Consider the following 25,459-nt stretch of genomic DNA (forward strand, 5'->3'; position numbering starts at 1 on the left):
CTGACTGTTTACTTTATTTTGATGAGATATGTTCCACTAAAGTTTTTTATATCTGGGTTTCCTTTTTTTGAACGATCAAAGTAAATACTGCTGAATTGAAATACTACAGTATAACCGGGCGTTTGTCTGGTTACCTGCATCATATTTGCTGGCAGCTCATAGCCTTTTGGCATATAAAGGTTATCTTTATTCTTTTTGCTACGATATTTTTCGAGGGTAGTAGTATCGGTCATCATTTTATTCACAATCTCAATGGGATCAAATTTAACTATATCGTTATTAAGCATTAAGCTGCACCTGTGTGTTTCGGAAAAATGAACTTGCTTTATAGTGATGCCATTATAGTTATTAATCACAGTATCTGCCCCCAGGTTGCTTGCAAGTTCAATATCATATCCTTTAACAACCGTGATATTCTCTTTTTGACTAAACATATAGCTTTCGCTCTCTGAAAAATCGGTTGTTGTCTCGGCAAAGGGATAATAATAATCACTGAAACGGCCTAGGCCCAATTGTTTTTTTGCCCATTGATATTTTAAAGTCCTTAACCCCTCCCTGTCAACCAGCAGGTTGTTGTACTCCCCCTTTTGTTTTGCTAATGAATCAGCAACTATGTTTAAATCTCTTTTAAAATAGGGTTGCAAGCCCTTTAGGTCGTAATGATAAATGAAATAGCTGAGCCTGCTTGCGCCGAGGCTTCCTTCCTTCATGTTGATTTTTGTGCTATCAACAAGTATCAGCTTTCCATCTTTAAATCCATTATGCTTTTTAAAAAAGCTAATCACCATACCCCTTTGCGAATACATACTCATGGTAAATGCACTTTGTGGCCCATAAATACTAAGCAGGGTTAGTATACAGAGTGAGATTGGAATGATTTTAATATTCTGCTTTTTAAATAATAAAAAATAAAGCGAAATGAACAGCAGCCACAAAGCGAGTGCTATCAAAAAATACCTAAACTCTGTAACGCCATAACTAAATACTCTTGTACCAACGGCCACAAATAGCAATATCTGTAAAGGAATAAGCAAAAAGTAGAAACTACGGGTATAGGTTTTAAGCCATTTATTTTCGTTTTGCTCGCGGATGGGGTATACCAACAGGAGCGATAATATGCCAAATACGGCATAACCTAATATCAGGTTTGATACAAGGCCTTTAGGGAGCTTCCATTCAATGAGAATTTTGATTTCATAAGCCAGTAAAATGAGCACATATACTGTTGATAGCGGGATGAGTACATATTGGGTGAAGATCTTCAGGCCTTTGGGGTAGCTTTCATCTTCATTAAGCGCGCGAGTGTTTGTTGGTACTCCCGCTAAAAAGAAGGTAGTGGTGAACATCCCTGTGATCCATACCCATAAAATCTGATAAGTATCCCACTCAAACTTAAAATTAAACAGAAAGTTGGTAGCTCCTATTGCTGCGGCCAGCCCAGCAAACAATACTACGCCATACAGCATACATGCCAAAAAGCGTAAAAAAAGAGTTTTATTAAACTGCCAAAAGCCTTGTATCTGGCCTTTGCCGGTAAAGGCAGCAAAAGAAACCATCAAGTGAAAAGCCAGGCTAAGCAGAAAGAATCGGGTATAATCAGCCTGTCGCTCCGGGGGATTAATAATAAATATAAACAGTACAGCTATCACAGCCGCTGCAATTTTTGCTAATACTATTTTGGTTGTTTTCCATCCTTTGCTTCGCGTGTACAGCGTAGCTGAAAGACTAAGCAGGAAACCAAGGCTGGCTATCATGATAGTGCGCATGCACCAGTTTTCGCTTATACGGTTAAGGTGATTAAGTTCGATCTCTATAGTAGCTGCTATGGTGCCAGCTAAGGCAAAAAGTGTTTCAAACGGATAACGTTTAATGGTATTTACCGCGCTTTGCAACAGGTTTTTTAATGACGGGAATTTCATTTGTGTGAGGTTTAGGAACTAATGTAGTATTTATTTGTGTTTTTGAGGTTCGGTTTGAGGTTTTACTTCTTGCAGTATGATGAAAATGTAAAATATATGTATTAAAAATCAAACCAATACCACGGTTAATTGCATTTAACACATTAGTGTTTATATTTGCGTTCGCAAAAAAACATCATTTTACTATAATGAGAGAAATACAATTCAGAGAAGCGCTAAGAGAGGCCATGGTCGAAGAAATGCGCAGCGACGAGAATATATACCTGATGGGTGAAGAGGTTGCCGAATATAACGGCGCGTACAAGGTGAGCCAGGGAATGCTGGACGAATTTGGCGCAAAGCGTGTTATAGATACGCCCATCTCTGAATTGGGTTTCGCCGGTATCGGCATCGGCTCGGCAATGAACGGCTTACGCCCTATCATCGAGTTCATGACTTTCAACTTTTCACTGGTGGCTATCGACCAGATCATCAATGGCGCTGCCAAAATGATGTCAATGAGCGGCGGCCAGTTTTCGGTGCCGATTGTTTTCCGCGGCCCTACCGGTAATGCAGGTATGCTTAGCTCACAGCACAGCCAGTGCTTTGAAAACTGGTATGCCAACTGCCCTGGCTTAAAAGTGGTTGTACCATCAAACCCATACGATGCTAAAGGTTTATTAAAATCAGCCATCCTTGATCCCGATCCGGTTATTTTTATGGAGTCGGAATTAATGTATGGCGATAAAGGTGAAGTGCCTGAAGAAACTTACTATATCCCATTGGGTAAAGCAAAAGTTGTTAAAGAAGGTGCTGACGTTACTTTAGTTGGCTTTGGCAAGATCATGAAAGTGGTTATCGCTGCTGCTGCCGAACTTGAAAAAGAAGGTATCCACGCTGAAGTGATCGACCTGCGTACTGTACGCCCTATCGATTATGCTACAGTTATCGAATCGGTAAAGAAAACAAACCGCCTGGTAATTATTGAAGAAAGCTGGCCGTTAGGTTCAATTGCTACCGAGGTTGCTTTCAAAGTTCAAAAAGATGCGTTCGATTACCTTGACGCTCCTATCCTGCGTATCATGGGTGGCGATGTTCCGCTTCCTTACGCTCCAACTTTGATCCAGGAGTACCTGCCAAACCCTGAAAGGGTGATCAAAGCGGTTAAAGAAGTAATGTACGTTACCAAGTAATCATTTTAATATAAAATATGTAAGAGCCCGATATGAGAATACCGGGCTCTTTATTTTTCATCACCCCCAACCTAAATTTTAAAGTTCCTTATCATTATGAAGTACCTTTTTGCTTGTATTTTTTTATTAGCAGGCCTGTTTGGATACGGGCAAAAAACAAAAATAATCCCATTGGAGTATGTGTATCCCGGAACTATTTTAAAAGAAAATCAAGCCATTATTTACGGGAGTTTTATCCAACGCCTTACCTTTTGGCAAACAGGCTATCAGCAAACGATCAGAGTCAGAAATTTGGAAACAAACGAAGTATTTTCATTTGAAGTAAAGCCCCCACTCAGATCAAGAAAAGAGAATCCATTTTGCTTTTTTATAAAGCCGGGCACATATGAAATAGTAAACTTTTACTATTCAAAAAGCAAATGGTACGGAATCGAGAATAATATAAGGCCCGTTTTTAGAGGTATTGATTTTGAGATCAACCTTAAAAACAAAGTGGATAGCGGCATCATCAAACGGGAAGACCTGCACCGCATTGTTTTCAAGATTGATAAAAATACACTCACATATCTCGGGCAATGGCACTTTGAGTCCGGTGCACCGTCATTCAAGGCTGATAAGGCAACGCTTGATAAAAAGCTAAGGGAGGATTATTTCTTTCTTGAACTTGAAAAGGCCATTACTGTGTTACCCGACTAAAATTTTATGCCGGCGCTAAAAGTATTTCTGTAAAAATACCTACTTTTAAAAATTAACATTTTTGAACATGCGATACACCTACTTTAAAGCATTTAAACCCTTATTTTTTATTGTATCGGCGCTGGTATTTACTGGCAATGTTGCCTCGGCACAAACCCAGGCGACTGCTGCCACCGCAGCTCCAGCTGCGGCTCCGGTAACCGGGGTACAAACCTTTATTGATAAGTTTTTTAAAGAATACGACAAGCAAGGCACAGCCCGTGCAGTGATTGATATTTTTAAAAGCAACAAGCAGATGGATTCAACCCGGCTTACCGGGATTATTGTCAAAATAGATTCCATGCGAAGTGTAATAGGCAAATATCTCGGCAAGGACCTGATCATGCAACGCAAGGCTTCAAATAGCCTGGTACTGTACAGCTATCTGCTTAAACACGAAGGCCAACCGGCCCGCATGACGTTTATGTTTTACAAACCCAAAAATGAATGGGAGATCTACCGCCTCTACTTTGATGTAGACGTTGATGGTGAACTTGCCGAATCATCAAGAGTAACGGGGAAACCTTAGTTTGAGCTGAAAGCCGAAGGCAGAAAGCTAAAAGCTTTTAAACTTACAGATTAGCTTTAAGCATTCTGCTCTTTTTCTCCAAAGCTTTAAGCCTTCGGCTTTCTGCTTTAAGCTTAATCTACTAATATATTCTCGCCAAACTTTTGCGAAACCGTGGTATCCCCGCGGTTTTCAATTTTTATCACCAGCGAACTGTCGTACGGAATTTTTTCAATCAACTGAATTTTTGTGCCTATTCCGATGTTCAACCGTTGAAGGTATTGCAAAAATGAACTGCTGGTGTCGCGCACGGCGGCAACATGACTTTGGGCACCAGGTTTAAGCTCAGAAAGGCTTACGGAATAGGATTTAGGCACTTTACCGTTCGCCTTTGGTATAGGGTCGCCATGCGGGTCATATTCGGGAAAGCCCAGGAATTTATCCAGCCTGTCGGCAAGGGTGGCGTCGTTAATGTGTTCCAGTTCTTCGGCAATATCGTGGATCTCATCCCAGTGATAGCCTAATTTCTCCAGTAAAAAAACTTCCCAGAGTCGATGGCGACGTACAATTAATGTAGCATCCTTTAAGCCCTGCTGGGTTAACCTTACACCATTCTTTTTATCATATTCTATCAATTGCTTTTCGGTAAGCTTACGGATCATATCTACCACCGAGGCTGGGTTATTGCTGAGTGATTCGGCAATGGCGGTGGGCGTTATTTTAAAATCCTTCCCTTGTAATGCAAGGCGATAAATAGCTTTTAAATAGTTTTCTTCCGAAAGCGTATACATCAGTATTCAATTTGATAAAATACAAACATAAGCAAAAGTAAAACGCTTATTACATCCTGAACGTTAGGTAGTGCCTCAGCTTAAAAGAAAATACTCCGGATAAAACTTTTGAAGATTGGTTTGTATTATAATTGTATATGGATATTCAACTTTGTATTCTTCTTCAAAATCCTCCGGTGGGGGTAGATTTCGGAATTCAAAAGGGTAGCGGAAACAGATATGAGACAATCCAAACACAACGGTCCGATGGGCTGGATATGCAATTTAATCTGACGATTCAATTAAAAAGCGATCCACAGAAGATTAATGAACCTCGATTTTCGGGGCCGTTTGTACAGGGAAAGCCCGCAAGCCAATTCCTTTATATTGACGTGGGTGAATATGCAGGCCAGGTGGGAGGCTGGAGCCGCAGAGTTAAAATTCCACTTTCCGGAGTAACCTGGGACATGATAACCCAGCTTAGCCATCATCCAACTGCATTCCTTATAACGAGCTTTCCGGGAACAGCAAAAGACGGCAGTCCCATTTGTGCTACGGTCAAACCATTTGAAGGCTGGAAGGTAAATATGCCTTAAACTGAGCCTCAATGAACTTATAGATATGCCATGGAAACAAAATAGGCCTCCTTTTCAGGAAGCCTATGCTATATAATAATGTTTATTAGTGATGTCCGTGACCACCGCCGTGACCATGTCCGCCGTCACCACCGTGACCGCCACCATGACCATGATCACCGCCACCGTGCCATCCGCCTCTGTTTGGGTTACCGCCATGCCATCCGCGGTCGCCGCCGCGCCAGTGATTGGCATATCTTACATCACGGCTGTTGCGGATGATCACCTGATCATGACGGCCGCGATAGCCGGAATAATGATCCCTGTAGTACGCGTTGCGTATCCATGGGTTACGCTCATTTACCACAACTTTATATCCATTGTAAACATTATAGTTACGATACCTTACAGGTAAATACCTGCGGTGTACCCATACGTTGTTTTCATAGTAAATATAATTATGGGTTGGCACATCGTAGTAAGCATCAATGTCAGGCATGTAATAGTAGTCAACATGATCATAGCCTACAGGCCCCCAATCGGGCTGACTGCCTATGTTGATCCCTAAACCAATACTAACCTGTGCAGAAGCTATTTTTGCAGAGAAGCAGCTTAACAAAATAACTGCCGATAAAATCATCTTTTTCATAACGCGTGTAATAAGTTATATTTATATGACTATGGTTAAAGCCCATGGTTTAACCTGTCTTAATATCTGTTGCTCCATTTATTCAAAACAAATGCCATTGTAATGGCAACCTTAGTGTAATGAAGCAAGCTCAATTAATTGTAACACAGCAAATGTTAGTTATTTTCTGTCTTAATTAAATGAGCAATATTCCAAATTAAAAAAACTGTTTTTTTGTTATCATTCGGTTAATAATTATATGGCAAATAAAAGCTTTCCGGGATTCCCCGAGCCCTGCTTCAGCCCTTGCAATACTGTATGCAAAAACATACGAAAATAGCTGCATAAAAAAAGCCACCCTAACCGGGTGGCTTGAAATATTGATAGCTAAACTACAATTATTGTTTAGGCGGCGCGGGCTGATCGGCTGGTGCTTTGCCTATCAGGTCCATAAACTGATCCAATTTTGGTGTTATGATAATTTGAGTACGCCTGTTTTGTGCTTTACCACTCGGGGTTGAATTATCCGCGATAGGATTATACTCACCACGGCCACCGGCAGTTAAACGTTTAGGATCAACCTGGTAAGTGGTTTGCAGGGCCTGCACTACTGATGAGGCACGTAAAGCACTTAAATCCCAGTTGTTACGGATATTTTTCTGCGAAATAGGGACATTATCTGTGTTACCTTCAATCAGCACGTCATAATTGCTATAGTCCATAATGATCTTGGCTATCTTGCTTAAAGTAGCACCTGCCTTATCAGATATTTCATAACTGCCCGATTTATACAACATGTTATCAGATAATGAGATGTACACAACTCCTTTTAAAACCTTTACATCAACATCCTGGGTTTCCTGCGGAGTTAATGAGCGGGTAAGGTTGTTGGTCAACACCATATTGAGCGAATCGCTTTTGTTTTTAGCGTTAACCAGTTGCTGTATATAGCGGTTTGAAGCATTGATCTCATCAACCAGCTTTGATATATTCACATTGCCCTGGCTGCTTGAGTTTAAACATTTGTTCAAAGCATCCTGCAAAGCGGTTACATTTGTTTTTTGCTGCTCAATTTGCTCTTCAAGGCTTTTGTTACGGCTACGTGCTACGGCAAGGGCCTGTTCGCTGGTTTGGTACTTAATGCTTAGGTCTTTGGTACTGTTTTGTAATTGGGTGTAATTAGCATCCAGTTCTTTGTACTTTTTGCTGCTTACACAACTTTGGCCTAATACTGCTGTTACAAGCAGTGCCAAAATGGATATTCGGTATTTCATGGTGTAATTTGATTTAAATCGTTTAACAATAAATCGGTTAACTAAGTAACGAATATAATGTTTGTTTATAGCTAAACCTAAGTAAACAAACTATAAAAGTTAACCCAAATGTGACATAAACGGGCAACTTTTGTGCCGAAGGCCAACTATGCCCCTAAGGGAAGATATAAGGGGAATTGCAAGAAAAAAGGACTGTCCCCCAAAAAGGACAGTCCTTTATAAAAACAATCAAAATTATAACAATATAAAAACTTAATCGCGGTGGCCATTGCCGTGATTGTCATGACCATCATGTCCGCGTTTATTACCATTTGATTTTTGTTTTACGTCAACCCTGCGCACGGTTTTACGTTCAACCCAATGGTTACGGTATTTTTCATCGTGGCTATCGCGAATTATTGCCTGATCATGACGGCCTTTGTATGAAGCATATTTACGTTTGTAAACATCGTTCCTTACCCAAGGGGTGCGCTCGTTAACTACTACCTTGTAGCTGCGATATACATCATAGTTACCAAAACGTGGCGGCAACATAGCCCCATGAACCCAAACATTATTATCAAAATAAACATACTGGTGGGCATTGATATCGTAATAGGTGTCAATATCGGGCAGGTAATAATAATCTACATGGTCATAACCTACGGGGCCCCAGGCAGGTTGGCTACCGATATTAATATTTAAGCTTATTTGGGCACTGGCTATTTTTACAGTTAAGCTGCTTAATAAAATAGCAGCTGTTAAAATTATCTTTTTCATGTTGTGTTATTGTTTTGTTTGTAGGTATGACAATAACCGTGCATAAAAGTTTAACCCGCTACATGTTGCAACGGTTAACTAATTAGATACAATGTGTATTTTGAATTGAAACAGACTGGTGTTCAGCCTATTCGTCGTCGTTATCTTTATCGGCTGCTTTTTTAGCTGCCATGGCCAATACAGGTTTCCCGATAACTTTATAGGTGCCTTCGCCTTTTAGTATTGACGCCAGCTGAGCCTTGTCCTGCATGGTTTTTACGCTCTGCGCAAGTTCCTTATCGTATTTAAAGTTGGTTTCGTAGCGTCCTTTTTCGTAGTAATAGCGTGACGCTATTTCGTTTTCAAGTACTTGTTTTATTTCGTCCTTGTGTTGAATGAGGTCATTCTTTTTGCTGGCAATAAGTTTGGTTTTTAAGCCTTCATACTCGGCCTGGATATCGTTGAACTGTTTATCCTTTGTGGCTTCAACTTTTAAGGAGCTTAACAATTTTTCGGATGCGGTGATGTAGCTATAGTTTTTATCGGCCAGGTATTTTATAAAGTCATTGTATTCACCGTCAGATAGCGTAAACGAACGGGCATCGGCAATTTTAGCGTGCTTATCGTGGTAAACGGTGGCATAATCAAATATCAGCAGTTTGCCCACCAATGCCTGGGTAACATTGGCAAATTTTTCCTGTTTGATAAACAGGTCCGGGTAAATGCCGCTGCCGTCATAAACAGAACGGCCGTTCTTTGTTTTAAATTCATGGATCAGCGAATCGGCCACTTTTACCACACTGCCATCATCCTTACGGTGGGTATAATCCAGCTCCTGGATACAACGGCCCGAAGGCACATAGTATTTGGCGATGGTAATTTTTACCAGGCTATTGTATGGTAAATTGAAAGTTTGCTGTACCAGGCCTTTGCCATAACTGCGCTGCCCGATGATCACCGCTCGGTCGAGGTCCTGCAGGGCGCCGGCGACAATTTCACTTGCCGATGCCGAATGGCTGTTTACCAATACAACTAAAGGTAAATCGGGTTCGAGCGGTGCGCTGATGGTGCTGTAAGTAAAGTTCTTTTCCTTTATCTTTCCTTTTTGCGATACGATCTCCACATCTTTCTGCACAAAAAGGTTCACTATTTTTACGGCTTCCTGTAGTATGCCCCCGCCATTTGAGCGAAGATCAAGGATGATACCGTTGGGATTTTTCTTTTTTAGCTCGACGAGCGCATTGGTAACTTCGGCAGCTGAATTTTCAAGGAATTTATCCAGTTTAATGTACCCCATGTTGCCATCAACCATGCCAAAGTATGATACGTTGGGCTGCTTGATCTCGTCACGAACCAGGTTCTTTTCAAATGGCTGAGGTGTGTTATCCCGTTTGATGAACAGTTTTATGGCTGCGCCCTTTGAGCCTTTCAGCAGCTGGCTCACCTGGTCATTATTTTTGCCGTTAAGGTCAACATCGTTTATCTTCAGGAGTTGATCGCCGGGGTGTACATCTCCTTTTTGGGCCGGGAAGCCCGCAAACACTTCCGATACAAATACTTTACCGTTACGCAAAAAAATACTGGCGCCAATGCCGCCATACTGGGTACTTACGTAATGCAGCTTATAATCTTCAATTTCCGATTCGGGCACAAACTCGGTATAAGGGTCAAGACCGTCGAGCATAGCATCAACACCGGTTTTTACCAGCTTGGCCGAATTGATATCATCAACATAATTGATATTAACCTCTTTATAAACAGAGGCAAAAACATCAAGGTTCTTCGAGATCTGGAACAGGTCGTCATTAAAACCCACTATGCCCGCGGCCAGCAATGCAATACCTGCAAATAAGCCTGCTCTTTTGTATTCTTTTTTGAACACTAAACCCTGTTTCATCATTTATCCTCGAAAAAAATAAAAATACAAAAAAGCTATCCAGTTTGTATAACCGCAGTGTCTATTTTACAGTCGGTTGGTATCAATATTAACCAGGGCCTTTTTTAGGGTGAAAACCACGTATTTGCGGTCGCGGTTTACCAGGTCCATCAGTTTGGTAATCAAGCTTTCTTCCTGTCCTTCGCTGTATTTTAACTGCTCGTCTGTAAGGTGGTTGTATTTACGTTGAATCTTAATTTTTACGCGTTCCCAATCCTTGTTGGTAATACTGATTTCAGCCATGTTCAATTTATTTTCAGCAAAAATATAAAAAATACCAAGTTGCTACTGCTAATTGTTTGGCTCGTGTCTTGATAATACGTAATACGGCTCAAATATGGGCCGGATTTATAACCAAAGTAAATTAATAGCGTAGGGCCGTATACAATTTAAAGGATAACGTGCGTTTATGGCTTTACATTTAACATCGAAAATCATGAAAAAGTATCTATTAAGTGCAGTATTGCTGATAGCTGTAAGCATCAGTGCAAAAGCACAATTTTCTTTAGGCGTAAAGGGGGGTGTCAATTTTTCAAAAATTGGCTCCGATAATTTTAACGACAAAAACCTGACCGGTTACCAGGCTGGTTTATTTGCCCGCGTAGGCAACGGCGTTTACTTACAGCCAGAGCTTTACCTGAGCGGCACCGGCGGTAAATTTGAATCAAATGATAATAATACCGCATTTAGTGGCAAGGTAAGGTTCACTAACCTGAATGTGCCGTTATTGGTAGGTAAGTCATTTGGTCAAAAAGATCTGAACTTCCGCATTATGGCAGGGCCTATTTATACTTACACGCTTGATCAAAGCACCAGCGTAAGTAATAACGTGGGTAATGCATTCAATGATTTTAACAAAAGCAATATTGGTTTCCAAGCCGGGGCCGGTGTTGATATAGGTTCAATCACTGCCGATTTGCGTTACGAAGGCGGTTTAACCAAAGTTAGCGATAGCTTTGCTAAACGCCAAAACCTTTGGGCACTGAGTGTGGGCTTTAAGATTTTTTAAAGATTTATCGAGAGTTCGTGGGAACACGAACTTTGGGAATGTAAAACGGCCCGGCAGGTTAACCTGCCGGGCCGTTTTGTTTTATAAGGCTCTCTCCGAAAAAAGAGTTGCATTCTTTAAAGTCTCCCCTTTTAGGGGGAGATTTAGAGGGGGCATCTACTTCGCACTAAACACAACTGATGTTACCCCTGCTGTCATAGCGGCTTTACTTGCCGGTTTGTATATGAAGAACAGCTTATGCGTTTTACCGTCAGTTACCGGCGTAAGTACCAGGTGAACAGCACCGCCTTTAGCATCCTTAGCAGGCACAGGCATACTTCCTTTACCTGCAAGGGTTCCTGTTTCCGAATCGAGCCTTAATTCAAAATTAAGCGGAGCAGTAGGTGGTGCTTGCCAGAAGTTGGTTAGGTTAATGGAGCGTACGCCTGTTAAATCGATATTCTCCAATGCAAACCAACCGTCGGTACCCGGATAGATCATCAGGTTAATGCCATTGTATTTAAAGGCGGTAAACCCGTTGAATTTCTCGGTGCCTTTAAACTGGTAAGTACTGCTGTTTAATGATACAATGGCGCTTCCGGTCAACTTCTTAATGTCATTACCGCCGTCATCTGTGTATTTGGCCGATAGTACCAGCGCCGCCGCTTGTTGTTTTTCAGGCGGAGCAGGCATAATAGTGCCAGATGCAGCTAACGAAGGTTTCTGATTGCTGTTATCGAGGGAAAGCACCCAGTTAATGATCTGATCAAGGTCGCCCTGCTTAATGTTTGGATGGGCAGACATTGCTGTTTCACCCCAAACACCGGCACCACCTTTAATTACCTTTTGGGTGAGTTTGGCCATGGCATTAGGATCTTTTTTGTATTTGGCGGCAACCTGTACAAATGACGGGCCTATTGATTTACCGTCTTCCTTATGGCAGCTTTTGCAATCCATAGTTAGCATGAGGGTTTTACCACGATTTTCGGGCTCACCCTGCTCATGCTGCGTGGCTGATTGTGCTTTATCGAAGCCTTCGATATAATCAAGCCCAACATAAATGCGTTTTGGATCTATCGCTTTGGTGTCAGGTCCATCGGTTACGTTAACCGCGTATTTGAACGGCACACCAGGCAGGTAAAATGACTTATTGCCGCCTGTAATAGCGATAGTAACAGTTGGTTGCTCATTACCCGCGTAAATATTAACCGGCGCGCTTTTGCTTGCTGCACCTTTATCGTCTTTTGCTTCAACAGTAATTTTGTAATCGCCAACTGTTGTGTAAGTATAGCTAAGCGATGGGGTGGTTGTTTCTTTAGTTACACCATTACCCAGGTTCCAGGTGTAAGAAATATTATCTTTTTCCGGATCAGCGGCTTTGGCAGTCAGCTTAATAGTAAAAGGCAGTACGCCAGATGTTTTATCAGCCTTGAAAGATGAAATTTCGGGAGGACGGTTGCCTGAAATATAGTCAATCCGGAACAGGCCAGCATCCGGGTTATGCGAGAACCAGCCGCTGCCGTACTCCAAACCATAAAGCCTGCCATCGGGACCAACTTCCATATCAATCATGGAGTTTACCTTCAATTTAGGGAAGAAAGGTTCCATTTTGTCAAAATCACCTTCAGGAGTTAGCGTGATGGCTTTTATCCAACCGCGCATCCAATCGTATGCTAAAAACTTGCCGTTATAGTAATCAGGCAGGCGGGTTTCTTCGGGGAACATATCGGTATAATAAACCGGACCAGCCATAGCGTTCCTGCCACCTGCGCCAACCTGCGGAAAATCTGCCGATGGACCATAAGGGTACCAGATAAATGCAGGTTGCGCCGGCGGCAGATCGGTTAAACCTGTGTTATTACGCGAGTTGTTAACCGGGTGCTTAGGATCAAACGCCGGGCCCGATTTGCCTGTGGCATAATCATAAAGGTGGTACGGTTTGTTATCGCCTACAAAATATGGCCAGCCAAAGTTACCCGCTTTTTTAGCCTGGTTAACCTCGTCGTATCCCATGGGGCCACGGTTGTCAAGGCTGTCATTATGCGCATCCGGACCCACTTCGCCCCAGTACAGGTAGCCGTTTTTCTGATCTACCGAAATCCGGTATGGATTCCTGTCGCCCATTACATAAATCTCCGGGCGGGTTTTTGGCGTACCTTTCGGGAACAGGTTGCCTTCGGGGATTTCATATGTACCATCATCCTTAAGGTTGATACGCATAATTTTACCGCGAAGGTCATTGGTATTACCGGCCGAGCGGCGTGCATCAAACTGCAGGTGACCCGGCCTGTCATCAAGCGGAGCATAACCACTGCTTACATATTTCTGTCCTTTTTCATTAAACGGAGTTGAATTATCCCCGGCCGAGAAGAACAGGGTTTTATCAGGTCCCGGACCAAAGGCTATCGAGCCCCCTGTGTGGCAACAGATCTCGCGCTGTGCCTTTACCTCCAAAATAACTTTCTCGGTTTTTTTATCCAGTGTGTCGTTTTTAAACGTAAACCTTGAAAGGCGGTTTACCGAACTATCGGCAGGACTGTAATAAATGTAAATCCAGTTGTTTTTTTCAAACTCAGGGTCTTTGGCCAGGCCAAGCATCCCTTCTTCGGCATTTACATTGGGCACATGGGCTTTCCAATACACGTCAAAAAAACCAACCTGCTTTACCTTCTGGGTATCGTGCTTGTACAGCATGATCTCGCCGCGGCGCTGGATCACCATAATATCCAGGTTCGGCAATATGGTCATCTCGGTTGGCTCAAAAAATTCGCCGGTTGATAATTGTGTCTTTTTAAAGCGATCCTCATCGGGTGGCAGTTGGGTTTTAGCCTTGCTGTAATCCAATTCCTTATTTTCGCCTATGGCATATTTAATACCGGCAAGCAGCATTTTCAGGTAGCCTGTTTCTTTATAACTTTCGTCGGTATGGCCCATGGCTGTATAAAATGCACGGCCCCCGTCAAAATCATGATACCAGGTGGCAGGGTGGTTACCCATACGCTTCCCTCCTTTGTAACTGTTTTCATCAAGGGTAATGAGTACATGTACATCTGTGGCTAATGGCTTGCGGAAACTATAAAACTCATCGGTGCGTTTCCATACTTTAGGCAGATCTTTAGTTGCATCGTTGTTGGCATCAACTATATTATAAGTGCCGGGCTGTACATTCGGGTTTTTATCATGGATACCCGGGTGGTCATAAAACCAGGCGCCAACCAGGCGACCATACCACCCCCAGTCATATTCTGTATCGGCGGCGGCGTGAATGCCTACATAACCGCCTCCCGCCTGAATATAACGTTCAAAAGCCGCTTCCTGCCTGTAATCAAGTACATCGGCGGTGGTGCTCAAGAAAATAACAGTTGAATACTTTTTGAGGGTATCCTCGTTAAACATTGCCGAGTTTTTTGTAGTGTCTACCTCAAAGCCATTTTCGGCGCCAAGCTTTTTAATAGCGGCTATGCCTGCATCGATGGATGCATGGTGAAAGCCCATGGTTTTTGAAAAGATAAGCACGCGCGGTTTATTGGGGCGTGTTTTGTTACAGGATAAGTAAATGCAGCTGAATGCCACAAGAACCATCAGGACGATTTTTTTCATATCGACTTAATTGCAGATTGGGTTAATTGGTGTTCGGATCGGTTTCAGGACTTAAGGCAGCAATATACCACAATCGATTGCAATAAATTGTTGCCAACCAAATTTATAACTAAATCTTTACGAAACAATATCCAATGTGTAAAAATGACACATTATTTTTTACTGTAATCTTGACGGTTTTTGTTGCGCCCGGTCATATATACAGAAAGGCCATTTCTTTTCCTGCTTTTTTCGACAGATGCCCCTGAAGATATCAGGATGAGGTTATGCAATTGGCTTAGGCTGATCACAATATTTTGGCGAATGCAAAATAAAAAAGCTATAAAAACAGCAAAGCCCCTGATGGGCAGGGGCCTTTACTAACCAATTATAAACCTAAATTATGAGAAGAGCTGTAGGAGAAGGAGTCGAACCTTCACGGAGTGGTTATTTTTATTGCTAAAAGTTTCCCAATTTCTCCGCCACCGCGACAAGGAGGTGTGTCTGCCAAAAATTTCACCATCCTACAGTGTTGTAAGTCTTAAGTCGTTAGTCTGAAGTTCTAAGTCTTTTGACTTAAGACTTCTGACTTTGTACTTAAACTCGCTGTTGGGGAAGGATTCGAACCTTCACAGAGTGGTTAGCCCGCTTCGGGTTTTCCATGATCTCCGCCACCGGGACAAGGAGGTGTGTCTGCCAAAAATTTCACCACCCAACATTGTTTTTACTTTAAAGAACATTAAGCATTTCCCTTTTGCTTGATACAAATTTAATAGGACTATCTATTTCTTGCAAATATTTCAACAAAAATATTTTATTTTTAATCGAATTTTAATTAAACTTGTATTTCAATATAGATATTCAAATTTATGTCCCACAGAAAAGCTCAAAATTTAGAAATTGATAATCTTGACATCCAGATTTTATCAATATTAATGAAAAATGCTACCACTCCATACACCGAGATAGCTAAAGAGTTGATTGTTTCTGGCGGAACCATACACGTGCGGATGAAAAAGTTAGAGGAGATGGGTGTAATAAAAGGGGCCAGCCTTGAGGTAGATCCGCAAAAGTTAGGATATGACATCACTGCATTCCTGGGTATTTACCTCGAAAAAGGATCACAGTATAATGAAGCTGTAAAGCAATTAAAAACAATTAAAGAAATTGTCGAGTTGCATTACACTACCGGCGAATGGAGCATTTTTGCTAAAATTGTATGTCATGATACCACTCACCTGCGTGAAGTTTTGAACGAGCAGATCCAGGGTGTAAGAGGCATTCAACGTACCGAAACCTTCATTTCGCTTGAAGAAAGTATCAGGAGGCAAATAACGCTGGAATAAATTTTACTCAAATTATTGAAACGCCTACAGCCTGGTTTTTACCGGGCTATAGGCGTTTGTTTTATGAAAACCTTAAATTGAATTACCCAAAAAACGGACCATTGAACGTGAAAAGGGAAAATTCATGACCCGATTACCATGTCACCCTTACTGTAGTGAAAGATTTTCCGGCATAATCAACATCGTAATAATTTTGATTCACATTATCCTGGCTCCAAATCAACACGTTATTTTCCGTTGCACTGGTCCTGTAAATCCTTATTGTACTTATATTGCCGCCAAAGTACAGCCTAACCCTGTTTTGGGGATCGGCATTCCAGTTAACTACATTAATATCGGCCTTGTTTGAGGTTGTAAAAGCGCTTACGTTATCCGCTCCAAAGTTAGTTATGCCGGTTAAGGTTGTAGGAATATAATTTTCGTTAAGCAGGTTAGCCGTATATTGTTGAAAAACATAGTAATTTTTCTTTCGTACCGCCGGTGCTCCCCAGGGAGTATACAGCAGCCCGCCAAAATTAGTTTCAGGATTACCCCATTCAAAATACAGCCAGCCTTTCGCTCCGCCCCTAAAGGCATCGTGAAATTTATTAACAAGGTCAAGGGCAGCCGTTAATTCATCCGGTGTAGTTCCCATACCAAAGCCAGCGTGCCACTCCGTCATATACAGGCCCTTGGCACCCGCTGATGAAGAGGCTGCTGAAAAGTTAGCAGCCGAACTATTTAAATATTGATGAGTGGTGAAAAGACTTACGTTCCCCGAGGCATTAAGCCCCGAAACATATGATCCGGTATGGGTTACATCAATACAATCCGGAGATGCAAAAACAGGTACAGAGATACTCAATGACTGTAATTTAGTTTTAAACCATCCGGCAGTGCTTGTATATACACTTTGGGCTTGCGCTGTGGTAAACTCCGCCGATTCATATGCTATACCCGAAGACGGATAATCGGGCTCATTCATTAAGCTCAAATAATTAACAGTTATTCCATTGTCTTTTAGATTTTTAATATGAGCGTACAAAAATTCGCCGAACTCGCTATAAGCATTGGTTACACTGGCATTAAGCGTTCCTCCATTATTAACGCTATTGTTAGTCTTCAAATATTTAGGCGGAGATAATACAATAGCCCAAACTTTAATAGCCGGATTTATAAGCTGCGCTTTTTTTAACGCTGTTATCTGATCAACCAGGTTAGAATTGCCGGTAAAATTAAATTTAGAAAAATCTGTGTTATTCGGGTCTGTGTTATCATTCACATCCTCCACTCCATCAGCTCTAAGTACAATTTTAAAAACATTTACATTAAGGTCATGCCAAAGCCAGTTGCTTGCATCAGTAAAATTAGTTATCCCGTTTACCAGGTGCCCACTATAAAAATAGCAGCCCGCCCCTATAAGGTCAATCTTCTGGAGGGGGCTTCCTATTCCTACAGTTATGCTTCCCCCGCTTTGAACGGAATTTATAACTGGCTGATTCACGCGTTGCTGTGCAGGAGGGACAGCATTTTTACGACAGGACAAAACAGCGCAAGCCAGTGTCACAGCTATCGCTGAAAGGATTTGATTCTTTCTCATAAACTTTTCTTTGATTGATAATTGGTCCGTAATTTTCGATAATAAAACAAGCTGATAAATGGACATAATCAGGTTTTATATGGACTATATTACTTTCAGGATCTTCAACACCATATCCTGCTGAAGATTTATAAAAGCAGAGGAAAAAAGATATTTTATTTCGATGTTGCTTCAACACTGCCCTCTTCAGTTAGCGCTTCTGTCCGCTTTAACTCTTTTTATCATTTAAGTGTTAAAAAATGTCAAAGTCAGTTAATTATATTAATTAAAAAGCCTTTTTCATCTCAATTTCATAAAGCGCCGCTACTTTAGTTTTTGTAAAGGAGTGATGTAGCGTAATTGATCAAACTCGCGTAAGGTAATTTACGGTGCATTGTGTGTTCATTTTTAGATACTTAAAAGATTATTATTATGCTGGCTATAAAAACTTTAACCGATAATTTAACAGTCTACAAACGCAACATACGTTTAATGGGCGATAAATTTGAGATTAGTGTAGTGGGCAATAACCCCCTGCTGGCCGATGAGCAAATTGACATTGCCATTGATGAAATTAACAGGGTTGAAAAATTGCTTTCGGCTTTTAGCGATGACAGCAGCATCAACCACATAAACCGTAATGCCGGTGTTGCCCCGGTTAAAGCCGATGGTGAAACATTCAGGCTCATTAACAGGGCACTGCAAATATCAGAACTTACTTACGGTGCTTTTGATATTACTTACCTGGCTGATAACGCGTTTAACGAAACCACAGCCGAAAACAATTCGGTAAAAACCGCCAAACGTACGCTTCCACTGGCCAGCTATAAAAACATAGTGCTTGATGCTGTAAAACAAACTGTTTTTCTGAAAGAAAAAGGGATGCGCATAGGTTTTGGCGCAAACGGCAAAGGTTACGCCGCCGACAGGGCCAAATATGTATTGCAAATGAACGGTGTAAGCAGCGGCGTGATCAATTTTGGTGGTGACCTGCTTGCATGGGGCTTACAGCCAAACCTGCAGCCCTGGACTGTTGCCGATGCCGACATTAGCCAGCTAAACCAACCCTTTGCTGATTTGGAGATCAGTAATCTTGCTTTTGCAACATCGGTTAATGCCGAAAAATATGCAAGTATCAGCAATAAAAAATTCACCAACGTATTTAACCCTAAAAAAGGTTTTCCGGTTAGCGGTATTACAAGCGTAAGCATCCTTAGCCCTACCGCCGAATTTGCCGACGCTTTGGCCACACCAATACTCACCATAGGTGTTAACGCCGGCCTATACATGATCAATCAGCTTAACCAGGTGGCCTGCGTTATTATTGATGATCAAAACCGGGTTTATCCGTCAAAAGACATCGCTCTCTGACTTTCAAACATTAAAGTACACTCATAAACCTTTCATCATAATTGTGATTCGGATAATTCATTTGCATCGGCATTTTTACAAGTGCTCCTGCAAATGAATTGTTATTTGTTGTACCTTTCTCATTTTGGTGTAAACATTTAAATTGTCCTTTATTTGAGCCTTATTTTTACCTTTTCTTCTCCTCAATGATAAAGTGGTTTGCGTATATTGTCCTGTTATTGATATTTGCAACACGTATATCATTTGCCAATGCCCTTACAAAAAACATTGATGCGCTTGCTCATGCCGGTAACAAAAAACCGGGTGCGTTGTCTTATACTTTATTAGCGGCTGATACTACTACCAAAACCAAAAAGCAACTGGAGGATGAAAAGAAAAAAATCAAAGAAATAGCCAAAGCAAAGCGGCAGGCTAAGCCGGCTACTGTTGACGATGATGCCGTACCGCCTAAGCCCAAACCCAAAAGGCAGCGCCGCCCCGAAGGCATGGAGCGGCCGCCCGAAATACCGAGGAGAAATGGCAGTTAAACCGGTTAAACAATTTACCATATTGATGAAATACTTTTGCTTACTTTTTTTTATGGCTGCAAGCGGTACCGTATTTGGTGCGGATACTGATTTGCGCCTTTTTGCCGGTAAGCACCCCTTAGTAGCCGATACTGATACCATTATTCGTAAGCGGTCAATTTCGGCCGGGGTAAGTTATGGCAGCGACGTGCTGTTTTTTGGTCGTACCGGCCCGGTAAAATATCCTTTTGTTACTGCCGATCTGATTTATAATACCAAGTCGGGTATCTTTTTATATGGCTCGGCCTTTAAAGTTTTGGGGTATGCCCCTGTTGATGAGGTTGATTTGGGCGGAGGGTATTTTTACAAATTTTCGAAAGCCTTTTCCGGCTCAGTAAGTTATACGCGGTTCTTTTTTGCCAGGGATGCAGCACAGGTTATCAAGTCGGCCTCCTCAAATGATATCAATTTTAAAAATTCATACGATTGGCATTACCTGAAAACAAGTGCTGTGCTTGATTATCTTTTCGGCAAATCGAACGACATTTTTTTAACGATAAGCAATTCAAAATACTGGGAAAGCAGCTGGAGCATTTTTGACGACCAGGATTTTCTTTCCTTTAATCCTTCCTTTAATTTTATCTTGGGCACGCAGAATTTTGTTCAGCGCTATTCACTTGATCATCATTTCAGGGATGAGGCCGCCAATATTTCTATACAATATGACCCGCGTTATGCGAGCCGTAACCGCCGGTTCAACATGCTTAATTACAGCTTCAAAATCCCGGTGGCTTATAACCGGCCACATTATACGTTTGAATTTTCGTACAAATATTCTATCCCAGTTAACGTAGAAGGAGTATTGCTTAACCGGCGCGAGTCATTTTATAATTTAACTTTTTACTACGTTTTTTATTAGTCATAATACATGAATGTTTTAATAATAGAAGACGAAACAGCACTTGCCCACGAACTTGAAATTTTTCTTTCAAACTATAACTATATCTGCGAGGTTTGTTTTGACGGCACTTCGGCATCCGAAAAAATTGCCACAAATCTGTATGATTTTATATTGATAGACCTGGGCCTGCCCGATTATGACGGCCTTGATCTGCTTAGGGAATCAAAAAAGACTAATTCGGAGGCGGCATGTATTATACTCACCGCCCGTGCAGAGATCAACGACCGGATCAAAGGCCTCGACCTTGGCGCCGACGATTATCTGCCTAAGCCTTTTTCATTGCTTGAGCTGCAAAGCCGTATGCAGGCCATCATCAGGCGTAAGTTTGGTGTTAAAAATAACATTGTTGAACTGGGTGGTTTCCTGATCGACCTTACCGCACGTACTATATCCCATTATAACAGCGTTGTTAATACCATTACCAAAAAAGAATTTGACCTCATAGCCTATCTGATATTACATAAAAACCGTACGCTTACCCGCATGCAGCTGAGCGAGCATATTTGGGGCAGCGTGGTAAATAATGATTATGACAGCAATTATATTGACGCGCATATTAAAAATATCCGTAAAAAATTAAATGCCTATGCCCCGCCCGACTGGCTGGAAACGGTACGTGGTTTGGGTTATAAAATAAAGATCAACGCCTGAGTATTTGAAATTAGGAACAAAACTTACCCTTTTTAACGCCATCTCCAAGCTGGTTATCGTGATACTGTTTGTATTGCTTGTTCCTGTATTGATCAAAAATATCAGCCGTAATTATGTCGACAGCAAGCTTATCAAACAAAAAAACAAGCTGCTGCAAATTGTAAAAAGCAAGGGCATTGAAACCTACATCGAAAACGGCGAAGGCTACGGCAGCTACCTCCCGCTTAAAGAGGAATATATCAGCCTGGACGAAGTTGATCCCGATTATTTCCTGGATACTATAAAAAGAGGCAAGCGCCTTTTTAGTGAAGGGGATACTTTAGAGTATCGCATACTAAGCCACACCTTTAAGGTTAAGAACAAAAATTACCTGCTGGAAATTGGCAAAAGTGTAGATACTTTGGATGAAACCAGCGTCCCACTGCAAAATATAGCTTTCCAGGTATTGCTGGGAATGATCTTGTTGACCGTACTGGCCGACCAGGTATATTCAACCTACGTACTTAAGCCTTTACGGCTTATTATTAAAACTAAGCTTGTAGGACAAAAGTTTCCTAATTTTCATACCTACCGGCAGGTACGTACTACCACATCAGATTTTCAGCACCTGGATATCAGTATCCATAACATGATTGAAACCATTGCCGATAAGTTTCATAAAGAGCGGGAGTTTATTTCCAACGCATCGCATGAGCTTATGACACCCATCTCTATTCTTCAGTCAAAAATCGAGAATATGTTTGAGGAGGAGGATATCAACGATGAGCTTAAAGGCAGGTTATTGGAGATGCAAAAGATCCTGAACCGGTTGAAGAGCATTACGAAAACGCTGCTGCTCATTTCCCAGATAGAGAACGAACAGTTTTTAAAAGAAGACAAAGTATCGGTATCCGAACTGTTGCAAGAGGTTTATGATGAGATCTCCATTCGTCTGCAGGATAAAAACATCAGCTATGAAATGTTGATGCCAGAGAACTGGCATTTTGTCAACATCAATAAATTTTTACTCTTTAACCTGTTCTTTAATCTTATCAACAATGCCATTAAATACAATCATGAGGGCGGCAGCATTAAGGTAACAGGCATTGCTGTAAATGATAAGTATATGATCAGTATAGCTGATACCGGCATCGGTATAGATGAAGACGCCATCCCGCTGATCTTTAACCGCTTTAAAAAATTCAGACAGTCATTACAACAAGACAGCTTTGGATTGGGCCTGCCTATTGTAAAATCAATAGCGGCCTTTCATGATATTGAAATCAATGTAATTTCTGAAAAAGATAAAGGGAGCACCTTTAAACTTATTTTCCCGGCCACGTTGATAGTAATTTCCTAAACTTCAAAAAGGCATGCCAAATTGTACTGTAGCAAAAATTTTACTGCTGCTTTGTACTAAAAATCGGGCAGTGTTGCAAAAATCAATAATCCCGTATTCTTTACTTCATTGAAATTAACTTTACTTATCATTAAAAAAATGTTGCTATGATTGATGGGAGATATTCTTTTGATAGAAGCGGCGCATAATACTGCCATCCGCTTTTTTTGGCATCTGCTTTGTAAAAAGTACGGTATAACATAATATACAAGTACGATGAGAACGCTTAAATTAAAAGTAGCCACCCTTGGTATAGCATTAGCTACAGCAGGCATATTAGGCTCAGGATGTAATTCACTTACAAAAACACAAAAAGGTGCTGCTATTGGTGCGGGTGCCGGTGGTACAGTAGGTGCTTTTATTGGTAAAGCTGCCGGTAATACCGCTTTAGGTGCTATTATAGGTGGTGCTGTAGGTGGTACCGCAGGTGCTTTTATCGGCCGTAACATGGACAGGCAAGCTGCCGAGATTAAACAAACAGTGCCTGGCGCCACAGTAACCCGCGAAGGTGAAGGCATTTTGGTTAAATTTGATTCAGGTATTTTATTTGACACCAATAAATCAGATTTGAAACCCGCTGCGGAAACTAACCTGCAAAACCTGGCTGCCTCATTACAGAAAAACCCTGAAACTAACATTACCATCATCGGCCATACCGATAATACCGGATCTGACAGTTATAATCAAACACTTTCAGTAAAGAGGGCGGATGCTGTAAAATCATATTTAGTTGCGGGTAATGTAGCTTCATCACGTATGACAGTGACCGGTAAAGGCGAAAGCGAACCAATTGCCGATAATACCACTGCCGATGGCCGCGCACAAAACCGCAGGGTTGAGATCACCATTGTGGCAAACGAAAAAATGAAGGAGCAGGCTAAACAAGCTGCCCAGTAACACAGTGAATTAATAATAAGATCAGTTAATAGTTTAAAGAAGAAGTCCCCGGCGCAAAGCCGGGGCTTTTTGGTATATGCCAAAATCACTATTCGCACATTTGTTAAGCAATGTGTTGTCCCAACCGATAAAAACATTTTGTAATCAACAAGTTAATCACCTACTTTTGCAGTATGGTAAAAAGATCAGGAGCGATATTACTCACTATGCTGTACACAGTTACAGTATTGGGCTTTGCTCTTAATTTCCATATTTGCGGCGACTATGTTGCATCTGTAAAAATTGATGCCCCGGCTGTTAACTGCAAAATGGACCAAAAAGGCGGCAAAATGAAATGCTGCAAGGATAAACAGGTTGAAGTAAAAGTAAAAGACGCTCACCAGAGCGAATCAACATCGTTTTTAGCAAAGATATTTGGCTTTGAACTGCCAAGCTGGTCGTTCGATAGCCTGTTTCCGGCCTTGCCATCTTCTTCTTCCGACAAATTTTATGACCGCAGCCCTCCCGATCCATCGGTTCAGGGCATCGCCACATTTATCCGCAACTGTATCTTCCGCATTTGATCTGTTAATTGTTAAACCCGGTAAACCTTATCAACAGTTTATTCTCTAACAATTAATTCACGATCAACATGAAAACTTTAAAAATATTCATCATCATATTTGCGCTTTCTGTAACAGCAGCTAAAGCTCAATTTACCAAGGCTGAACTCCAGGTTAGCGGCCTTACCTGCGCCTTATGTGCCAAATCAACCGAAAAAGCATTACGCACACTGCCGTTTATTGGCGAGATCAAAACTGATCTGATCCGTAACACTTACCTCATTACCTTTAAAAATGACGTTCCGGTAAATTTCGAGCAAATCAGCAAAAAGGTTCAGGGCTCGGGATTTTCGGTTAACAGTTTAAAAGCTACTTATAATTTTGCCAATACCAAAGTTACCGAGAATACATTTAACTACGGGGGCGATACTTACCGCCTGCTTAACGCTGCCGATAAATCATTTACCGGCGATGTGAGCTTTACCGTGGTTGACAACGGTTTCGCACCCAAATCGGTATCAAAAAAATACCTTAGCCAGGTTACCGATACTGCCCCTGCAAGCGGCCGCGTTTATCATTTAGCTATCTAAGTTCTTCATTTAACATCATTTTTTATGAAGAGGATATTATTGGCTGTTTGCCTTATGGCAATGGCACGCCCTGTATTGGCGCAGGAACTGTATGTAAATACAGAACCTGCCAGCAATATGGCAACCGGCTCATTGGGCATTCGCGTGGAAAACCAGGGATACTTTAAGCCATCGTACAAAAACCGCAGTACTATTGAGGCCATGTATGGTGTTAGCCGACATTTGATGGTGCATGGCTCGGTTTACATGTCTGATTATTATAATTCGAGCCAGCACTTTGAAGGTGGCAGCGTGTACGCCAAGTACCGGTTCCTATCTATCGATACCGTTCAAAAGCATTTCAGGGGCGCATTTTTTGCCAAGCTATCAAGTATTAACAATCCTATAGTGAACCGGGAGATCACTTTAGAAGGTGATAACAGCGGTGCACAGGGCGGTGTGGTTTTCACCCAGCTACTGCATAAGCTGGCGCTTTCAGGTTCGGCAAGCTATTTGCGGGCGTTTAATAACAGTGGTAACTATGAAATTTCAACCAATAGAGTACGTAATGCCACGGCTTATACCTTATCTGGCGGCTATTTGCTTTTGCCACGTAATTATCGCGACTACAAGCAGGTAAATTTAAACTTGTATTGTGAACTGCTGGGCAAAACCAACCCGGGCCATAGCGAAAGTTATCTGGATGTTGCACCCGCTTTGCAACTGATCTTTAACAGTACCTGCCGGCTTGATTTCTCGTACCGTACACCTATCTATAATGATATGCAACGGAATACTAAAAACATGTACCTCATCAGGCTGGAGTACAACTTTTTTAATCTTTAACCCTACACTACT

24 protein-coding genes and 1 tRNA gene are annotated in these 25,459 nt (G+C 41.6%); 15 read left to right on the forward strand and 10 right to left on the reverse strand.

Going from position 1 to position 25,459, the window contains the following annotated elements:
* Window positions 1-8 precede the first annotated feature (8 nt).
* Window positions 9-1,919, reverse strand: a complete 1,911-nt coding sequence (locus ACEN82_RS23540; RefSeq protein WP_413321345.1) for a DUF4153 domain-containing protein — start codon at window positions 1,917-1,919, stop codon at window positions 9-11.
* A gap of 188 nt (window positions 1,920-2,107) precedes the next feature.
* On the opposite strand from ACEN82_RS23540, the gene ACEN82_RS23545 reads away from it, so the two are divergent.
* From ACEN82_RS23545 to ACEN82_RS23555, 3 genes are all read left to right on the forward strand, one after another.
* Window positions 2,108-3,091 (forward strand): pyruvate dehydrogenase complex E1 component subunit beta, encoded by a 984-nt coding sequence (locus tag ACEN82_RS23545; RefSeq protein WP_091167637.1) that lies wholly within the window; start codon window positions 2,108-2,110, stop codon window positions 3,089-3,091.
* Window positions 3,092-3,187: 96 nt separating this feature from the next.
* Window positions 3,188-3,787 carry a hypothetical protein gene (locus ACEN82_RS23550; protein ID WP_413321344.1) on the forward strand — a complete coding sequence of 200 codons (600 nt, stop codon included), beginning with the start codon at window positions 3,188-3,190 and terminating at the stop codon, window positions 3,785-3,787.
* A gap of 67 nt (window positions 3,788-3,854) precedes the next feature.
* On the forward strand, window positions 3,855-4,355 hold the full coding sequence (locus ACEN82_RS23555) for a hypothetical protein (RefSeq protein ID WP_413321343.1): 501 nt from the start codon (window positions 3,855-3,857) through the stop codon (window positions 4,353-4,355).
* A 113-nt stretch (window positions 4,356-4,468) separates the two neighbouring features.
* On the opposite strand, the gene ACEN82_RS23560 is transcribed toward ACEN82_RS23555, so the two are convergent.
* Window positions 4,469-5,125: a metal-dependent transcriptional regulator gene (locus tag ACEN82_RS23560; protein ID WP_090532127.1), complete on the reverse strand. Its 657-nt coding sequence runs from the start codon at window positions 5,123-5,125 to the stop codon at window positions 4,469-4,471.
* A 137-nt stretch (window positions 5,126-5,262) separates the two neighbouring features.
* Between ACEN82_RS23560 and ACEN82_RS23565 the strand changes: the two genes are divergently transcribed.
* Window positions 5,263-5,700, forward strand: a complete 438-nt coding sequence (locus ACEN82_RS23565; protein ID WP_413321342.1) for a DUF5990 family protein — start codon at window positions 5,263-5,265, stop codon at window positions 5,698-5,700.
* An 85-nt stretch (window positions 5,701-5,785) separates the two neighbouring features.
* Here the strand turns inward: ACEN82_RS23565 and ACEN82_RS23570 are convergent, their stop codons facing one another.
* The 5 genes from ACEN82_RS23570 to ACEN82_RS23590 all read right to left on the reverse strand — a co-directional run bounded on the left by ACEN82_RS23570 (window position 5,786) and on the right by ACEN82_RS23590 (window position 10,498).
* The gene (locus tag ACEN82_RS23570) at window positions 5,786-6,328 is read right to left on the reverse strand and encodes a hypothetical protein (protein ID WP_208057663.1); all 543 of its coding nucleotides are present in this window, start codon (window positions 6,326-6,328) and stop codon (window positions 5,786-5,788) included.
* Between the two features lie 377 nt (window positions 6,329-6,705).
* Entirely contained in the window at window positions 6,706-7,581 is an 876-nt protein-coding gene (locus ACEN82_RS23575; protein WP_112653550.1) for an OmpA/MotB family protein, read from the reverse strand.
* A gap of 252 nt (window positions 7,582-7,833) precedes the next feature.
* Window positions 7,834-8,340 carry a hypothetical protein gene (locus ACEN82_RS23580; RefSeq protein WP_413321341.1) on the reverse strand — a complete coding sequence of 169 codons (507 nt, stop codon included), beginning with the start codon at window positions 8,338-8,340 and terminating at the stop codon, window positions 7,834-7,836.
* Window positions 8,341-8,467: 127 nt separating this feature from the next.
* Window positions 8,468-10,219 (reverse strand): S41 family peptidase, encoded by a 1,752-nt coding sequence (locus tag ACEN82_RS23585; protein ID WP_413321340.1) that lies wholly within the window; start codon window positions 10,217-10,219, stop codon window positions 8,468-8,470.
* Between the two features lie 63 nt (window positions 10,220-10,282).
* Window positions 10,283-10,498 carry a hypothetical protein gene (locus ACEN82_RS23590; protein ID WP_090532134.1) on the reverse strand — a complete coding sequence of 72 codons (216 nt, stop codon included), beginning with the start codon at window positions 10,496-10,498 and terminating at the stop codon, window positions 10,283-10,285.
* 193 nt (window positions 10,499-10,691) lie between these two features.
* Between ACEN82_RS23590 and ACEN82_RS23595 the strand changes: the two genes are divergently transcribed.
* A complete protein-coding gene (locus ACEN82_RS23595) occupies window positions 10,692-11,264 on the forward strand; it encodes a porin family protein (RefSeq protein WP_091167635.1) in 573 nt (190 codons plus the stop codon).
* Window positions 11,265-11,420: 156 nt separating this feature from the next.
* On the opposite strand, the gene ACEN82_RS23600 is transcribed toward ACEN82_RS23595, so the two are convergent.
* Window positions 11,421-14,843: a ThuA domain-containing protein gene (locus ACEN82_RS23600; RefSeq protein ID WP_413321339.1), complete on the reverse strand. Its 3,423-nt coding sequence runs from the start codon at window positions 14,841-14,843 to the stop codon at window positions 11,421-11,423.
* Window positions 14,844-15,428: 585 nt separating this feature from the next.
* Window positions 15,429-15,540: transfer RNA gene (locus ACEN82_RS23605), tRNA-Asp, on the reverse strand.
* Between the two features lie 151 nt (window positions 15,541-15,691).
* On the opposite strand from ACEN82_RS23605, the gene ACEN82_RS23610 reads away from it, so the two are divergent.
* Window positions 15,692-16,168, forward strand: a complete 477-nt coding sequence (locus tag ACEN82_RS23610; protein ID WP_090532141.1) for an Lrp/AsnC ligand binding domain-containing protein — start codon at window positions 15,692-15,694, stop codon at window positions 16,166-16,168.
* Between the two features lie 133 nt (window positions 16,169-16,301).
* Here the strand turns inward: ACEN82_RS23610 and ACEN82_RS23615 are convergent, their stop codons facing one another.
* Window positions 16,302-17,747, reverse strand: a complete 1,446-nt coding sequence (locus tag ACEN82_RS23615) for a glycoside hydrolase (RefSeq protein ID WP_413321890.1) — start codon at window positions 17,745-17,747, stop codon at window positions 16,302-16,304.
* Between the two features lie 411 nt (window positions 17,748-18,158).
* On the opposite strand from ACEN82_RS23615, the gene ACEN82_RS23620 reads away from it, so the two are divergent.
* The 9 genes from ACEN82_RS23620 (at window position 18,159) to ACEN82_RS23660 (ending at window position 25,447) form a co-directional block, all read left to right on the forward strand.
* A complete protein-coding gene (locus ACEN82_RS23620; protein ID WP_090532145.1) occupies window positions 18,159-19,097 on the forward strand; it encodes an FAD:protein FMN transferase in 939 nt (312 codons plus the stop codon).
* A gap of 185 nt (window positions 19,098-19,282) precedes the next feature.
* Window positions 19,283-19,624, forward strand: a complete 342-nt coding sequence (locus ACEN82_RS23625) for a hypothetical protein (RefSeq protein WP_090532147.1) — start codon at window positions 19,283-19,285, stop codon at window positions 19,622-19,624.
* The gene (locus ACEN82_RS23630) at window positions 19,614-20,522 is read left to right on the forward strand and encodes a hypothetical protein (protein ID WP_413321889.1); all 909 of its coding nucleotides are present in this window, start codon (window positions 19,614-19,616) and stop codon (window positions 20,520-20,522) included. Before ACEN82_RS23625 ends, ACEN82_RS23630 begins: the two co-directional genes overlap by 11 nt.
* Window positions 20,523-20,531: 9 nt before the next feature.
* A complete protein-coding gene (locus tag ACEN82_RS23635; protein ID WP_413321888.1) occupies window positions 20,532-21,215 on the forward strand; it encodes a response regulator transcription factor in 684 nt (227 codons plus the stop codon).
* A gap of 4 nt (window positions 21,216-21,219) precedes the next feature.
* Window positions 21,220-22,554, forward strand: a complete 1,335-nt coding sequence (locus ACEN82_RS23640; protein WP_354484656.1) for a sensor histidine kinase — start codon at window positions 21,220-21,222, stop codon at window positions 22,552-22,554.
* 255 nt (window positions 22,555-22,809) lie between these two features.
* Complete coding sequence (locus ACEN82_RS23645) at window positions 22,810-23,490, forward strand: YiaD family glycine zipper/OmpA-like lipoprotein (RefSeq protein ID WP_112656120.1); 681 nt, start codon at window positions 22,810-22,812, stop codon at window positions 23,488-23,490.
* A gap of 173 nt (window positions 23,491-23,663) precedes the next feature.
* Entirely contained in the window at window positions 23,664-24,053 is a 390-nt protein-coding gene (locus ACEN82_RS23650) for an HYC_CC_PP family protein (RefSeq protein ID WP_413321887.1), read from the forward strand.
* Between the two features lie 68 nt (window positions 24,054-24,121).
* On the forward strand, window positions 24,122-24,622 hold the full coding sequence (locus ACEN82_RS23655; RefSeq protein WP_413321886.1) for a heavy-metal-associated domain-containing protein: 501 nt from the start codon (window positions 24,122-24,124) through the stop codon (window positions 24,620-24,622).
* 24 nt (window positions 24,623-24,646) lie between these two features.
* Window positions 24,647-25,447: a hypothetical protein gene (locus tag ACEN82_RS23660; protein WP_413321885.1), complete on the forward strand. Its 801-nt coding sequence runs from the start codon at window positions 24,647-24,649 to the stop codon at window positions 25,445-25,447.
* The last annotated feature ends 12 nt before the right edge of the window (window positions 25,448-25,459 follow it).

The organism is Mucilaginibacter sp. Mucisp73, from assembly GCF_059491465.1.

Coding starts and splice junctions, on each gene's coding strand:
- ACEN82_RS23540 (WP_413321345.1), bottom strand. CDS start 1,919: ATGAAATTCCCGTCATTAAAAAACCTGTTGCAAAGCGCGGTAAATACC.
- ACEN82_RS23545 (WP_091167637.1), top strand. CDS start 2,108: ATGAGAGAAATACAATTCAGAGAAGCGCTAAGAGAGGCCATGGTCGAA.
- ACEN82_RS23550 (WP_413321344.1), top strand. CDS start 3,188: ATGAAGTACCTTTTTGCTTGTATTTTTTTATTAGCAGGCCTGTTTGGA.
- ACEN82_RS23555 (WP_413321343.1), top strand. CDS start 3,855: ATGCGATACACCTACTTTAAAGCATTTAAACCCTTATTTTTTATTGTA.
- ACEN82_RS23560 (WP_090532127.1), bottom strand. CDS start 5,125: ATGTATACGCTTTCGGAAGAAAACTATTTAAAAGCTATTTATCGCCTT.
- ACEN82_RS23565 (WP_413321342.1), top strand. CDS start 5,263: ATGGATATTCAACTTTGTATTCTTCTTCAAAATCCTCCGGTGGGGGTA.
- ACEN82_RS23570 (WP_208057663.1), bottom strand. CDS start 6,328: ATGAAAAAGATGATTTTATCGGCAGTTATTTTGTTAAGCTGCTTCTCT.
- ACEN82_RS23575 (WP_112653550.1), bottom strand. CDS start 7,581: ATGAAATACCGAATATCCATTTTGGCACTGCTTGTAACAGCAGTATTA.
- ACEN82_RS23580 (WP_413321341.1), bottom strand. CDS start 8,340: ATGAAAAAGATAATTTTAACAGCTGCTATTTTATTAAGCAGCTTAACT.
- ACEN82_RS23585 (WP_413321340.1), bottom strand. CDS start 10,219: ATGATGAAACAGGGTTTAGTGTTCAAAAAAGAATACAAAAGAGCAGGC.
- ACEN82_RS23590 (WP_090532134.1), bottom strand. CDS start 10,498: ATGGCTGAAATCAGTATTACCAACAAGGATTGGGAACGCGTAAAAATT.
- ACEN82_RS23595 (WP_091167635.1), top strand. CDS start 10,692: ATGAAAAAGTATCTATTAAGTGCAGTATTGCTGATAGCTGTAAGCATC.
- ACEN82_RS23600 (WP_413321339.1), bottom strand. CDS start 14,843: ATGAAAAAAATCGTCCTGATGGTTCTTGTGGCATTCAGCTGCATTTAC.
- ACEN82_RS23610 (WP_090532141.1), top strand. CDS start 15,692: ATGTCCCACAGAAAAGCTCAAAATTTAGAAATTGATAATCTTGACATC.
- ACEN82_RS23615 (WP_413321890.1), bottom strand. CDS start 17,747: ATGAGAAAGAATCAAATCCTTTCAGCGATAGCTGTGACACTGGCTTGC.
- ACEN82_RS23620 (WP_090532145.1), top strand. CDS start 18,159: ATGCTGGCTATAAAAACTTTAACCGATAATTTAACAGTCTACAAACGC.
- ACEN82_RS23625 (WP_090532147.1), top strand. CDS start 19,283: ATGATAAAGTGGTTTGCGTATATTGTCCTGTTATTGATATTTGCAACA.
- ACEN82_RS23630 (WP_413321889.1), top strand. CDS start 19,614: ATGGCAGTTAAACCGGTTAAACAATTTACCATATTGATGAAATACTTT.
- ACEN82_RS23635 (WP_413321888.1), top strand. CDS start 20,532: ATGAATGTTTTAATAATAGAAGACGAAACAGCACTTGCCCACGAACTT.
- ACEN82_RS23645 (WP_112656120.1), top strand. CDS start 22,810: ATGAGAACGCTTAAATTAAAAGTAGCCACCCTTGGTATAGCATTAGCT.
- ACEN82_RS23650 (WP_413321887.1), top strand. CDS start 23,664: ATGGTAAAAAGATCAGGAGCGATATTACTCACTATGCTGTACACAGTT.
- ACEN82_RS23655 (WP_413321886.1), top strand. CDS start 24,122: ATGAAAACTTTAAAAATATTCATCATCATATTTGCGCTTTCTGTAACA.
- ACEN82_RS23660 (WP_413321885.1), top strand. CDS start 24,647: ATGAAGAGGATATTATTGGCTGTTTGCCTTATGGCAATGGCACGCCCT.